Origin of the sequence: Paenibacillus cellulositrophicus, from assembly GCF_009363095.1 — a bacterium.
GTDB classification, from domain to species: domain Bacteria; phylum Bacillota; class Bacilli; order Paenibacillales; family Paenibacillaceae; genus Paenibacillus_AQ; species Paenibacillus_AQ favisporus.
The window spans coordinates 802,131-816,189 of record NZ_CP045295.1 but is presented as its reverse complement, the minus strand read 5'-3'; the positions used below and the strand labels follow the sequence as shown (position 1 = coordinate 816,189).

Below are 14,059 nucleotides of genomic sequence, written 5' to 3'. Positions count from 1 at the left end.
GAAAGAGCAGCATGACATGAACTTATCATATAGAGCAGGAACATCATCTCCTGAAAGGGAAAAGGGAACGGCCTTAGGCGGCCGTTCCCTTTTTGATTTGTAGTTAGCTCAATTCATTATGTGAAAAATTCATAATAGAAAAGCAGAGCGTCAGGGCTCTACGTTGGACCGGATCGACTCGCGGATGACGAGCTCCGTGGACAGCAATATTTTTTTGGATCCGCCGGAGGTGTCTTTGCTGCTCTCAAACAGCAGTTTTGCCCCTTCGTAGCCCAGCATCTCGAAAGGCTGATTGACGGTGCTCAAAGATACTTTGGCATATTTCGAGCTTTCTACGTCATCGAATCCCATGATCGATATTTGCTCCGGAATGCTGACCCCTTGCTGCGTAAGCTGCCCGATCACTTCGAGCGCGCGTCTGTCGTTGACGCAAAACAGGGCGGTGAGCTCGCCTCTTTGAATTTGCCGCAGCAGCTTCGCATAATCTAATTCCCGCTGAAGAAACAAGACATCGTCATCCGGCCCGAGCGAGGTGTCTGCCATGGCATGGCGGTATCCGTTGTACCGTTCGACCTCGGTGCTCAGATGAAAATCATATGCGGCGAAACCGATCTTCCGGTGGCCCTGGGCGATTAAATACGCAACAGCCTCATAAGCGCCGTCATGATTATTGCATGTAATGCAGTTGACTGGATAACCGGCAGGAAAGCGGTCGAGCATGACGAACGGGATCGACTTCTTCCGGATTTCGTTGAGGTACTCCCTTGCCGCGTCAGGATTGGCGGAATAAATCAGCAGCCCGCGGTTCTCGGACTGAATCAGCTTCAGGATCAGCTCCCGCTCCTGTTCGACATCATTTTCCACAAATTCAATGATAAGTTTGCATCCCTGCTGGTTCAGAAAGGATTGCACGCCTTTGATAATTTTCATATACGAACTGTCGTACATATCATTGCCGGAAATGATAAAGGTCACGTAATTGGACGTTTGGTTGACTGGTTCCGCCGGATTGGCGACAAAGCTGCCTTTTCCCCTGATCCGGTAGATAACGCCTTCATTGACGAGCTCCGCTAATGCTTTCCTTACCGTAATGGAGCTGACGTCCAGCAGCTTGGAGAACTCCGATTCGCTCGGAATCCGGTCATCCTTGCCAAGCTCGTTATTCTCGATTTGCGACAGTACATAATCTTTCACCAGCTGGTACTTGGGCAATGTTGTATCGTTCTTGCACATGCAGGGTCACCTCTTATATGGACATATACTTACTTATAACGCGTTGTTTGTTAAATAGTATACCAAGTGGTTCGGACTAACTCAACTTTATTGTATAAATCCTGGTTGAGCAGATAGGTTGTCTATGCGATATATCTTGAAAATTGTTGATTTTATCCGGAAATATCAGATTTGTACTGGTGCGTATGGATAGTATACTAACGACGTTGTATTAAAATCATAAATCTATATATTGACGGCCAAATTAGTATGTGTTATCCTTCGCTTAGCATAACAACTCCGGGGAAAATGCATACGGTTTTACCTGCGTGATGTTTACGTTTAAGTTTTGTCTAACCGTCTTAACCATTGCAGAGATTCAAGCTTGCACGCCTGTTTGAAAGCGTTTCGATCTCGGGGAGAAGGTATTTAACAGCATGAATTGAATGCGCTTTCAAAGGCGAATGTATCCGATGTGGTTTTTCGGTGAAGAACGGCCGGAGTTCAAACGATGACTTGAAGTAACTAGAAAAGGGGTGTTTATGTTGGCGGCAACCAATAAAAAGCGATGGTCCAAACTGTGGAAACACCGATATCTGTACCTGATGGTGTTGCCCGGTATGATCACAATACTGGTCTTCAGCTACTTTCCGATGTATGGAATCACCATCGCCTTCAAGGATTACAACGCATCAAAGGGGATCATGGGAAGCCCTTGGGTCGGCTTTAAATATTTCACCACGTTTTTTCATGACCCGATGGCTTTCCGTGTGTTAAAAAACACGCTGCTTCTTGGTCTGTATACGCTGCTGTGGTCATTTCCTGCTCCGATTATCCTCGCCTTGTTATTTAACGAGCTGAGAAACAAGCATTTTAAAAAATTCGTCCAGACGGTTTCGTACTTTCCTCATTTTATTTCGGTGGTTATCGTTGCGGGGATGCTGAAGGACTTTACGGCGAGAGACGGCCTTTTCAACCAAATCATTACATACTTCGGCGGCACCCCGATCATGTTTCTGCTGGAGCCGGGTTATTTCCGAACGATCTTCATCTCTTCCGGCATATGGCAGGGGGTTGGCTTTGGAACGATCATCTACCTTGCCGCTTTGAGCGGGATCGACCCGACCTATTACGATGTGGCGGAAGTGGACGGAGCGAGCCGGTGGAAAAAAATCGTGCACATTACCTGGCCCTCGATCAAACCAACAACGATCATCCTGCTTATTTTCGCCTTGGGCGGAATTCTGGGATCCGATTTTCAGAAAATTATTCTGCTGTATTCGCCTGAAACTTACAGCGTGGCTGACGTCATTGGATCGTATGTATACCGTCAGGGGATCCTCGGCGCAAGATACGAGTACACAACGGCCATCGGATTATTTATGTCGGTCATCTCCTTTGTCATTTTGTACATTTCCAATTGGGTCAGCCGCAAAGTCTCGGAGACGAGTTTGTTTTAGGGGGGAGAATCTTGAGAAAAATCAGCTTCGGTTCCAGAGTGTTTGACGCCTTTAATATTTTCATCATGCTGTTGATCCTTGTCGTTGTGTTGTACCCCATTCTGAATATTATCGCTACCTCCTTCAGCAGCGGGAAGTACATCGCCTCGGGAAGCGTTACGATTTGGCCGAAAGGCTTTACCGTACAGGCTTACGCAGACGTATTTAAAGACTCGCTCATTTATAAGGGGTATCTGAATTCCATCCTTTACGCGGTAGGTTCTACCGGTATTATGCTGCTGTTTACCTCGCTGCTGGCTTATCCGCTGACCATTCCCGGATTTGCGGGAAAGAAATTTATCACCATCTTTCTGATGATCACGATGTTTTTCAGCGGGGGCTTAATTCCTACTTACCTGCTCATGCGCAGTCTGCATCTGCTTGACACCGTTTGGGTCATGATCCTTCCCGGCGCGGTTGGAGCTTACAATGTGTTTTTGTTCCGGACCTTCTTTTCGAATGTGCCGGCAGAGCTGAAAGAATCGGCGGTCATGGATGGAGCCAACGATGTCGTCGTCCTGTTCCGGATCGTCCTGCCGTTGTCGAAGGCATTACTTGCGACATTTGCCTTGTTTGGTTTGGTAGGAAGCTGGAACAGCTGGTTTGAAGCGCTAATCTATCTTAAGGATCAAGATAAGTATCCGCTGCAGATGATTCTGCGAAACTATTTGTTTGCGCTGGATACCAACGCGATCCAAGGCAGGGTAGGAGCCGGTAACGTGGCCATCAATTCATCGGGATCCTCACTTGATCCGAAGGCGATCCGAATGAGCGTCATCATTATTACGATGTTCCCTATTATGGCGATTTACCCATTCTTTCAAAAGCACTTTACGAAGGGCGTATTGGTGGGAGCGATTAAGGGCTGACAACATATGTTCAACATGGATGTAAGAGAGAAAATTCTTTTACGCCATATTAAAATAATCAAATTTCAAGGAGGAATTGGGATGGTTAAAAAAGCAAAAATGCTCAGCCTGATCCTGGCTTGCATGCTGGCCTTTTCCGTAACGGCCTGCTCCAAGTCCGACGAGACTTCCAAGGATTCTGCGGATGGCGACACGTTATCTTTTTCCGTAACGCTTCCCTCGAGCGGGGTGGACAACGAGAACAGCATGATCGGCAAGGAATGGAAAAAGCAGATGGAAGCCAAGCTGGGCAAAAAACTGAATATTAAGTTTAATTATATTCCGTCTTCGGAATATGACGAAAAAGTAAAGCTCATGATTGCGAGCGACGATTTAACGGATTTTTTCGTCACGCCATTATTTTACGACATCACGGACATGGCTGAACAAGGCCAAATTCTTGAGCTCAGCCAATATAAGGATTTAATGCCCAACTATATGAACTATCTCAGCAAGGTGAAGAACGGCATGGCGCGTGTGACCAATCCCGAAGGGAAAATGTACTCATTCAAAGAAACCTCGACGCCCAGATTTCCGGAGGATAAAGGCTTGCTGATTCAAAACGTATCCGCTTACAGATACGATGTATTCAAAGCGAACAACATCAAAATTCCGGAAACGCTGGATGAATTTTATGACGCGGCCAAAAAGCTGAAACAGCTGTATCCCGATAAGTACCCGGTGGACACGAAGTGGAACAGTTTAAGATCGCTCTTCTCGGCGAATCACATCAAGGACGACATTTACTGGGATGGCAGCAAATACGTGTACGGCATTTTTAATGAAGGATATAAAGACGCCCTTCAGTTCGCGAACAAGCTGTATTCGGAACAGCTGCTGGATCCCGAGTACACGATCGATACGGACGACACGATCCGGAAGAAGGCGATGAATGGCGATACTTTCATGTGGCTGACCCAGTGGTTTACGGAGCCGGGAGATTACACAAGAAACGCGGATGACGGCAAAATATTTGCGGTTTCGCTGTACCCGGACAATCCGAAGTACGGAAAGGCATGGCAGGAAGCGACGAACGGAAATACCCCGGACCTGGGCTGGGCCACGTTCTGCATCAGCTCCAAAGCCAAAAATCCGGAAGAATTAATCAAGCTGATCGATTTACAATATTCCGACGAAAACATCAGGCTCGTGACTTGGGGAATCGAAGGAACGACCTACAAAATCGGAGAAGACGGCAATCCGACCTTTATGGATTCGTTTAAAACGGCGAAGGATCCATGGCTGGAAGGGGATAAGTACGGGATCCGGGCAAGCAAAAATTATAACCCGGGTTTGCAAATGGTCAACGATGCCAGAGCATTCGTAGATTTTGCCGCAACGGATTATACCGTATTTAACGGCAAGTATGAGGAAGTCCCGCTTGAAAAGTCGCCTTATCTGACAAGTCTGCCAATGCCGAACAACGATTATGTTCCGTCGTGGTACAGCGAACCGGCCATCCAGTTCACACCGGACGAAAGCCAGGAAATATCCGAGATCATGAACCCGATCAAAACGTTCGTTACGGAAGAGCAGGCGAAGTTTGTCGCCGGGAAGCAGAGCTTTGACAACTGGCCGAAATTTATCGATCAGGTTAAAAAAATGGGCGATATCGACAAAGTGTTGAAGATTTACAACGATGCGGCCCAAAGAGTCCTGTCCAAAACGCCTTAACCAACAGCATCGAGACCATTCCACCAATGACAAATCGACAAGAAGTCGGGAGGAAGCCGAGATGGTATTGAAGATGAAAATGTGGAAGCAGGCGGGTGCATGGACCTGCGCCGCGCTGCTGTTAGTCACGATGGCACCGGGCGTTACGCCGGTCCAGGCTGCAGGAAGTAGCGCCGAGCAAAAAGCAGGCAGTGCGTTAAAAAAGGTACAGGAGCCGTTCATGATCAAGGTCGTGGATGCCGCGACGGGCCGGGGCATTCCGCTGGTGGAGCTGAAGACGACGAATAACATTTTGTATTATACGGACAGCGCGGGCGTCGTGGCATTCGACGAACCGGGGTTGATGGATACGACGGTCTTCTTCCATATGGCCAGCGACGGCTACGAAATTCCCGCCGACATGTTCGGCAACCGCGGGCAGGCAGTCGAGGTTACGCCTGGCGGCAGCGTTACGCTGCAGATGAACCGGGTCAACATCGCCGAGCGGCTGTACCGGGTGACCGGCCAGGGCATTTACCGTGACAGTCTGCTGCTCGGTTTGAATACGCCGATTCAACAGCCGGTCATCAACGGTCTGATTATGGGCCAGGATTCCGTGCAGACGATCGAATACAACGGGAAACTGTACTGGTTCTGGGGAGATACGGACAGACCGGCCTACCCGCTGGGAAATTTCCGCACGACGGGTGCGACGTCGGAGCTGCCGCAAAACGGCGGACTTGATCCGGATGTCGGCGTGAACCTGAAGTATTTTACCAAACAGGACGGATTTGCCAAAAGCATGGTGCCGACGCTTCCCGACGGGGGGAATATGGCTTGGATTTTCGGTCTGATGACGGCAAAGGACAGCACGGGAAAAGAGCGTCTGCTTACAGGTTACACGACGCTAAATCCTGACATCGTTGCGCGCGGCATCCTGGTCTTCAACGATCAGACGGAGCAGTTCGAACAGGCCGTACAGTTCCCTTCCAAGGACGATTGGCGCCATCCGGGCGGTCAGGCAACCTATTACGAGGAGAACGGCAAGGGCTACTGGCTGTTTACCGAGCACCGGATTCCGAACTTACGTGTGGCCGCCAGCTATGATGCCATCACCGACTATACCCAATACGAGTCGTTTACGTGCCTGACGCCGGGAGCGGCTTACGACGGCGCGAATACGTCCCTCGAGCGCGACCAGAACGGTAAGCTGGTATGGGGCTGGAAGAAGAACACCCCGGTGCTGACCCAGGATCAAGAAAAAGAATTAATCGGGTTAGGCCTGATCAAGGCGGACGACCCGCGCTACTATCAGCTGAAAGATGCCGATACCGGCGAAGAAGTATCGCTGGCCCAAAGCTCCGTCGAATGGAATGATTACCGGCAGCGCTACGTGATGATCGGACAGCAGGTGATGGGCAAAACGTCGGTTCTCGGGGAAATGTGGTACGCGGAAGCAGACTCGCCCCAAGGCCCCTGGACGACGGCGAAGAAGATCATTACGCATAACAACTATACCTTCTATAACCCGGCCCAGCACAAGTTCTTCTTCAAAGACGGCGGACGCGTCATTTACTTCGAGGCGACCTATACCAATACGTATACAGACCATACTCCAACACCGCGCTACAACTACAACCAGGTCATGTACAAGCTGAATCTTGACGATCCGCGGCTTGGTCTTGAGCCAGTTCAGAACCGCAAGTGACGGCTGATGCGGAAGCGGACATTATTCGCCGATCCCAATAGAGCACTCCGCCCAGGAGGTAAACGAAATGAAATGGAAGCCTTGGAAAAGCGCGGGCATCTGGACCTGTGTCATGCTGACGGTCATGACGGCGCCGGGCGCCGCGATGGCGGCTCAGGCGGAAGGGAATAGCGCCATGCCGGATGTAAGCAGCGCTAAGAAAGTGGTTCAGAAGCCGTTTATGATCAAAGTCGTGGATGCCGAGACGGGTCGGGGGATTCCGCTGGTCGAGCTGAAGACGACGAACAATATTTTGTACTATACGGACAGCGCCGGTGTTGTGGCTTTCAATGAGCCGGGCTTGATGGATCAAACGGTCTTTTTCCATATGTCGAGCGACGGCTATGAGGTGCCGACAGACATGTTCGGTTACCGCGGCCAGGCTGTTGAAGTGACGCCCGGCGGAAGCGTAACGCTGAAAATGGAAAGGGTCAACATTGCTGAGCGGTTATACCGGGTCACCGGTCAGGGTATCTACCGGGACAGCGTCCTGCTTGGCCAGAAGCCGCCGGTCAAGGAGCCGCTCCTGAATGGGCTCGTGATGGGTCAGGACTCCGTCCAAACGATAAAGTACCGCAATCGGCTGTACTGGTTCTGGGGTGATACGGACAGACCCGCTTATCCCCTCGGGAACTTCCGTGTGACGGGTGCCACATCGAAGCTGCCGGAAAAAGGCGGTCTCGATCCCGATACCGGCATCGATTTGGATTACTTTACGAAAGAGGACGGTTTCGTTAAAAGCCTGGTTCCCCAGCTGTCTGACGGTGCCGGCATCGCCTGGGTGTTCGGCTTGATGACCGCCAAGGACGGCAGCGGGCAGGAACGCCTGCTCGCCGGTTACAGCACGCACAATCCCGAGCTCAGCGCCTTCGGCATTCTTGCCTTTAACGACGAGAAGAAGGAGTTCGAGCAGGTCGTTCAGTTCCCTTCCAAAGACGATTGGCGCCATCCGGGGGGCCAGGCGGCTTATTACGAGGAGGACGGCAAGGGCTACTGGCTCTTTACCGAACACCGGATGCCGAACCTGCGCGTAGCGGCAAGCTATGATGCCATCACCGACTATACCCAATATGAGTCGTTTACGTGCCTGACGCCGGGAACGACTTACAACGGGGCCCAAACATCCCTTGAACGCGGCGCGGACGGCAAGCTCGTATGGGGCTGGAAAAAGAACACCCCGCCGCTCACCCAGGTTCAAGAGAAGGAATTGATCGATGCCGGACTGATCCAGGCGGACGATCCAACCTACTTTCAATTAAAAGACGCCGATACCGGCGAAGAGGTCCAAATGGCTTCAAGCTCAATCGAATGGAACGATTACCGGCAGCGTTACGTGATGATCGGGCAGCAGATGCAAGGCAAGTCCTCCGTGCTCGGAGAAATCTGGTACGCGGAAGCGCCCGCGCCTCAAGGTCCTTGGACCACGGCTAAAAAGATCGTCACGCATAACAACTATACTTTTTATAATGTGGCCCAGCATAAGTTTTTCAATAAGGAGGGCGGCCGGATCATCTACTTCGAGGGCACGTATACGAATACGTTCACCAATCATGTCCCGACGCCGCGTTATAACTACAATCAGGTCATGTATAAGCTCGACTTGGCCAATCCGAAGCTTGGGCTGACGCCGGTCCAGGGAACGAGTGGTTCATAGAGCGCCGGGCTGCTCAGGCAGATTGCAATGGGATGGAGATTTTTTTCAAACAACAGTGAGGAGGAATATCACATGCTGAAGGGATTGACGCTTGCCGGTTTGGGAGCAGTCGAAAGTGAAGAGAGGTTCATCGAATTGGCGGGTGAGGGCGGTTTTCAAGCGGTTGACATCGATGCCCGGGGATTGATCGAGCGGCTGGGAACAGAGGGGGCTGCGGCTAAGCTTGAGCGGCACGGAGTCGTCATCGGCGCGATTGGTCTGCCTGTGGAATGGAGGGCGGGCGAGGATGAGTTCCTCGCCGGGCTGCCTGGCCTGACGGAAGCTGCCGCCGCGGCCCGGGCGCTGGGATGCACGCGCTGCTGCACGTACATTCTGCCATCGACCGACGCCAAACCGGCGCACTTCATGGCGGTCGCCACCCGGCGCCTGCGCATTTGCGCCCAAATCCTCGGCGCCTATGGCATCAGGCTCGGACTGGAATTCGTCGGTCCGCATCATCTGCGGACGGCGTGGAAATACCCTTTTATCTGGACGATGGAAGAGACGCTGGATTGGGTCGAAGCGATCGGCGAGCCGAATGTCGGCCTGCTGCTGGATGCGTATCATTGGTATACGAACGGTCTCTCCGTAGACGACATCGAGCGGCTGCAGCCGCAGCAGATCGTTCATGTGCATATCAACGACGCAGCGGATCTGCCGGTTGAGGCCGTGCTGGATAACGGGCGTCTGTACCCTGGGGAAGGCGTCATCGACCTGGAGGGCTTTTTAAGAGGGCTGCAGCGCATCGGATATGACGGTATTGTATCGCAGGAAGTGCTGACGCGGGCCATGCCGGAAGACACACCGGAACAGCTGGTTCGCCGCTCCAAAGTCGGGTTCGATCGCGTATTCACCGCTGCCGGAATCGGTGCGGGAGACAGATGAGTCCGATGGAGCGGGCGGTAACATCGTATTTTGTAGACGGATACCACGGCGGGATTAAGGGGCATATGCCCCTTGGATCCTTGGCGGATGTGATCCAGCCGTCCTTTCGTGTGAACCTGTCGCTGCAGCATGGTCTCGCCACGCTCCGGTACAGCGGCATCCGCTGCAACCCAGATCAATTCATAGGGATGTGATCCGTCATTTGGATAAGAGAAAAGAGATTCTATACCATGTTGAGAAGCTGTTGAAGGATAAAAACCGTTACATTTATACCGTGGTCTCGCCGGTCGATTTTACCTGCTTTGTCACGAAGGAGCGGCTATCCTGCGATGAAATAGAGAGTAAACGATTTGAGGCGATCGAGCCGGGCGACCGGTGGGGCGGAGACTGGACGTATGCATGGCTTCGCTCATCGGTTACCGCTCCCATGGAAGCCGAGGGCAAACGCTTGGTCATCCGGGCCGATTTCGGCTCAGAGGCGACGGTCTACGTGAACGGAATCGTACGGGGGGCGCTGGATCTTCAGCACCATGACGTGACGCTGACACGCAGCGCTAAGGCCGGCGAAGGGTTTGAAGTCGCTGCCGAGGCGTATGCCGGCCATTCGGGCATCCAGCCGGTGCTTGGCGAATCGCAGCTTTGCCTTTTTGAAGAGGAAATCTATCAATTTTATATCGATTTGGAATGTTTGGTTCAGGTCAGAAATCATATCGATCCGGATTCGCTGCGCGCGGCGGAAATCGACCGCGGTTTGACGGAGGTCGTCCGGACGATCGACTGGGGGCTTGCGAAGGATGCGCTGACGGATAACGTTCGCAAGTGCCGGCAGCGGATGGCGCCGCTCCTGGAATGCGTAAATGGATCGACGGCGCCCTTGCTGTACCTCATGGGGCAGTCCCATCTCGATATCGCCTGGTTGTGGCCGATGGAGGAAACAAAGCGGAAAATCGCCCGGACGATGTCCAATCAGCTTGCCCTCATGGAAGAATATCCTGATTACCGCTACGTCCAGAGCCAGCCGTACTTGTTCCAGCTTGCCAAGGACCTGTATCCCGAGTTGTATGCACGCATCCAACAAGCGGTGAAGGAAGGACGGATCATTCCGGAAGGCGGCATGTGGGTGGAATCCGATACGAATCTGCCCGGCGGGGAGAGCCTGATCCGGCAAATACTGTACGGCAAGCGCTTTTTCAAGGAGGAGTTCGGCAAGGAAAACGAAATGCTGTGGCTTCCCGACGTGTTCGGATACTCCGGCAACATGCCGCAAATAATGAAGGGTTGCGGGCTCAGGTACTTTGCTTCCGTGAAAATGTTCCAGACGTACGAGAACGTGTCGGACCCGTTTCCGTACAATACCTTTCTTTGGGAAGGGATCGACGGCTCGCAGGTGCTGACCCATCTGCTGGATTATGGCGATTTTCCGATTCGGGTCAACCCGTCGTTTCTTATCCGGCAATGGAATGATCGGGTGCAGAAGGACGGCATTGCGACAAGACTCGTACAGTTCGGCCACGGCGACGGCGGCGGCGGGGCAAACCGGGACGACTTGGAATTCCTCCGCCGGCTTGAAAATTTGGAGGGCGTGCCGCGTACGGTGCACGGCTCGCCGATCGACTATTTTGAAGATCAGATCGAAAGAGGTGTTCCGGATGCCAAATATGTCGGAGAGCTGTACTATCCGGCGCACCGGGGAACCTATACGACGCAGGCTCAGATCAAGCGGCTAAACCGGAAGGCGGAGGTCGGGCTTCACGAGGCTGAAATATGGGGTGCCGCCGCCAGCCTGCTTCAGCGCCGGGCCTATCCGTACGAGGAGATGGACCGGTTGTGGAAGAAGCTGCTGCTGCATCAGTTCCATGATATTTTGCCGGGCACGTCCATTCATCGCGTCCATGAGGAGGCGCAGGCAGAGCTGACGGAATTGAACGGGCTCGTCGATGCGATGGCTTCCGGCGCAAGAGAGGTGCTTGCGGGTAGCGGACGTTCCGGTGTTACGGTGTTTAACTCGCTCTCCTGGGCAAGGAAAGAGCTGGTTGCCCTGCCCGAAGGCGTAGAAGGTATCGCGGACCGGGACGGAAAAACGCTCCCTGTGCAGCGGCATGACGGCAATTGTTACGCGGAAGTCGAAACGCCGTCTGCGGGATGGGCAGCATACACGGTTACTGCGGATGACGTAACGCCGGAAGCGCCGGGACAAGCTGTCCTAGTTGCTGCGAAGTCGCATCTTGAGAACGAGTACTTAGCCATTGGGATAAATGAATATGGTGAGATCGTCAGCATCCTGGACAAGGAAACCGGAACGGAATGGACGGCGGGACATTGCAACGCCATGAAGATGTACCGCGATCAGCCGTCGGCGTTCGATGCGTGGGAAATCGACCGCGGCTATCAGGCTGCACCAGTCGCGTTGGATGAGAAGGCCGAAGTCTATGTCACCGCAGAGGGGCCCCTGTTTGCCAATATCCGCGTTGAGCGCATGCTTCATCGATCCAAATTAATCCAGGATATCCGGATCCGGGCCGGCAGCCGCCGCGTTGAGTTTCATACGACGGTACATTGGCACGAGAAGAACAAAATGCTGCGGGTTGATTTTCCTGTACGTGTCCATGCGAACGAATCGTTACAGGAAATTCAGTTCGGTTACGTCAAACGGCCAAATCATGCTTCCAGGCCCCACGATGCCGACCGGTTCGAAGTATGCCAGCATAAGTGGGCGGTGCTTGCGGAGACGAACCGCAGCTTTGCGCTGCTGAACGATTGCAAATACGGGATCGCCGTGCAGGACAACACGATGAGCTTGACGCTGCTTCGTTCGCCGACGCACCCGGACGAAACGTCGGATCAGGGAACGCACAAGTTTACGTACGGATTCTTTGTATGGAACGGGTCATTTCTGGACAGTCCCGTCGTTCAGGAAGCGTATGAGCTGAACTATCCGGTAAGCCTCGTGCACAGCGGAAACCAGGTGGGTCATAAGTCTATCCTGCAAACGGATCAAGCCAGCGTAATTACAGAGACGGTCAAGCTTGCCGAAGACGGATCGGGAGACTGGATCTTCCGGGTCTATGAATGCAAGGGTGCCACCGTATCATGCGGATTGACCTTTGACCTCCCTGTCAAAACAGCGTACGAAACCAATATGCTGGAGGAAGTGACGGCCGATCTGCCGGTTGCTGAAGGGAAGTTCAAGCTGGATTTCCGCCCTTTTGAAGTGAAAACGATTCGGCTTGTGCTGCTTGATGCTTAGAAAAAGGTGTAAAAGGAACAAAAGATGGGAGGAAGCGCGAAGATGAAGATGGACAAAGGACAGCGCCTGGTGATGATCGGCGATTCGATTACGGACTGCGAGCGTAAATTCCCTTACGGGGAAGGGTTGTTTCAAGGCGTAGGCAAAGGGTATGTGTCGCTCGTGGACACCCTGCTTCAGACGGCGTATCCGGAGCTGAACCTGCGGGTCACGAACATGGGGATCGGCGGCAACACAGTCAGGGATTTAAAAGAAAGGTGGCAGACGGACGTACTGGATTTGAAACCGGATTGGCTGTCCATTATGATCGGCATCAACGACGTGTGGCGGCAGTTCGACCAGCCGGCGATTCCGGAATCGCATGTGCTGTTGGAAGAGTATGAACATACTTTGGTGGAATTGGCGGAGCAGGCGCTCCCCGGCCTGAAAGGGCTTGTCATCATGACTCCGTTTTATATCGAACCGAACTCCGGAGACGGGATGAGACGGCGGATGGATGAGTACGGCCGGGCGGCCCACAGGGTTGCCGAGCGCGTCGGAGCGCTATTCGTGGGCACGCAAGCGGTGTTTGAGCCGATGTTGGGCTACGTTCATCCTACTGCAATCGCATCGGACCGGGTGCATCCGAACCTGACCGGCCACATGCTGATCGCACGAGCCTTCCTGCAGGCAATCGGCTTCGATTGGAAGCGTATGAGCGGTGAGGCTTGACGTCGATAACTGTCAGGAGATGAAACAGGAATAGGATCAGAAACAAGCAGCTGCGAGTGATCAAAGCCGACTAAGGTGTTAATATAACAACATGTGAAAAATTCACAATAAATGCAGGTTTAGGGGCGAGCGTATTTCATACGCTTGCCTCTGCCTGCTTATATACTCCGGTTTATTTGCTGACTGCTAAATTGGTCATGATGCTTTTGCTTTGACAATGGTCACGAAGAAAGAATACGAAACAACGGTGAACGTGCTCAGCCGCTTGATCCAACACATGAACGCAACGATCACTGGGGACTAACCGGATCAAATATATCAAAAAATCAACATATGAAAAATTCACAATAGTAAACCGTGAGCAAACCATATCTAGGCCATACCCACCTAAACCATCATTTATACGGATCTATACCGGAAAAAAAGGCGGCTTGCGCCTGATATCTACCGCCATTTCGCAAAAGCATCCTCCTGACCAGGGCGGCCCGTCTCAGGGGATGCTTT

10 protein-coding genes are annotated in these 14,059 nt (G+C 52.6%); 9 read left to right on the top strand and 1 reads right to left on the bottom strand.

Annotated elements, in window-relative coordinates; translation table 11 throughout:
* Positions 1–150: 150 nt before the first annotated feature.
* A complete protein-coding gene (locus GCU45_RS03600) occupies positions 151–1,233 on the bottom strand; it encodes a GntR family transcriptional regulator (protein WP_152398098.1) in 1,083 nt (360 codons plus the stop codon).
* 521 nt (positions 1,234–1,754) lie between these two features.
* Here GCU45_RS03600 and GCU45_RS03595 point away from each other — a divergent pair.
* The 9 genes from GCU45_RS03595 (at position 1,755) to GCU45_RS03555 (ending at position 13,555) form a co-directional block, all read left to right on the top strand.
* Complete coding sequence (locus tag GCU45_RS03595) at positions 1,755–2,672, top strand: ABC transporter permease (protein WP_425281258.1); 918 nt, start codon at positions 1,755–1,757, stop codon at positions 2,670–2,672.
* Positions 2,673–2,683: 11 nt separating this feature from the next.
* Positions 2,684–3,580 (top strand): carbohydrate ABC transporter permease, encoded by an 897-nt coding sequence (locus GCU45_RS03590; RefSeq protein ID WP_089547852.1) that lies wholly within the window; start codon positions 2,684–2,686, stop codon positions 3,578–3,580.
* A gap of 81 nt (positions 3,581–3,661) precedes the next feature.
* A complete protein-coding gene (locus tag GCU45_RS03585) occupies positions 3,662–5,293 on the top strand; it encodes a type 2 periplasmic-binding domain-containing protein (RefSeq protein WP_152398097.1) in 1,632 nt (543 codons plus the stop codon).
* Positions 5,294–5,354: 61 nt separating this feature from the next.
* The gene (locus GCU45_RS03580; protein ID WP_244364420.1) at positions 5,355–6,980 is read left to right on the top strand and encodes a DUF4185 domain-containing protein; all 1,626 of its coding nucleotides are present in this window, start codon (positions 5,355–5,357) and stop codon (positions 6,978–6,980) included.
* A 67-nt stretch (positions 6,981–7,047) separates the two neighbouring features.
* The gene (locus GCU45_RS03575) at positions 7,048–8,673 is read left to right on the top strand and encodes a hypothetical protein (protein ID WP_152398096.1); all 1,626 of its coding nucleotides are present in this window, start codon (positions 7,048–7,050) and stop codon (positions 8,671–8,673) included.
* 72 nt (positions 8,674–8,745) lie between these two features.
* Positions 8,746–9,597: a sugar phosphate isomerase/epimerase family protein gene (locus GCU45_RS03570; protein WP_152398095.1), complete on the top strand. Its 852-nt coding sequence runs from the start codon at positions 8,746–8,748 to the stop codon at positions 9,595–9,597.
* Positions 9,594–9,791, top strand: a complete 198-nt coding sequence (locus tag GCU45_RS03565; RefSeq protein ID WP_152398094.1) for a hypothetical protein — start codon at positions 9,594–9,596, stop codon at positions 9,789–9,791. The genes GCU45_RS03570 and GCU45_RS03565 overlap by 4 nt, the downstream gene beginning before the upstream one ends.
* Before the next feature lie 8 nt (positions 9,792–9,799).
* Positions 9,800–12,844, top strand: a complete 3,045-nt coding sequence (locus GCU45_RS03560; protein WP_152398093.1) for an alpha-mannosidase — start codon at positions 9,800–9,802, stop codon at positions 12,842–12,844.
* Between the two features lie 42 nt (positions 12,845–12,886).
* Positions 12,887–13,555, top strand: coding sequence for an SGNH/GDSL hydrolase family protein (locus GCU45_RS03555; RefSeq protein ID WP_152398092.1), 669 nt, complete (start codon positions 12,887–12,889; stop codon positions 13,553–13,555).
* Positions 13,556–14,059: the final 504 nt, after the last annotated feature.

Coding starts and splice junctions, on each gene's coding strand:
- GCU45_RS03600 (WP_152398098.1), bottom strand. CDS start 1,233: ATGTGCAAGAACGATACAACATTGCCCAAGTACCAGCTGGTGAAAGAT.
- GCU45_RS03595 (WP_425281258.1), top strand. CDS start 1,755: ATGTTGGCGGCAACCAATAAAAAGCGATGGTCCAAACTGTGGAAACAC.
- GCU45_RS03585 (WP_152398097.1), top strand. CDS start 3,662: ATGGTTAAAAAAGCAAAAATGCTCAGCCTGATCCTGGCTTGCATGCTG.
- GCU45_RS03580 (WP_244364420.1), top strand. CDS start 5,355: ATGGTATTGAAGATGAAAATGTGGAAGCAGGCGGGTGCATGGACCTGC.
- GCU45_RS03575 (WP_152398096.1), top strand. CDS start 7,048: ATGAAATGGAAGCCTTGGAAAAGCGCGGGCATCTGGACCTGTGTCATG.
- GCU45_RS03570 (WP_152398095.1), top strand. CDS start 8,746: ATGCTGAAGGGATTGACGCTTGCCGGTTTGGGAGCAGTCGAAAGTGAA.
- GCU45_RS03565 (WP_152398094.1), top strand. CDS start 9,594: ATGAGTCCGATGGAGCGGGCGGTAACATCGTATTTTGTAGACGGATAC.
- GCU45_RS03555 (WP_152398092.1), top strand. CDS start 12,887: ATGAAGATGGACAAAGGACAGCGCCTGGTGATGATCGGCGATTCGATT.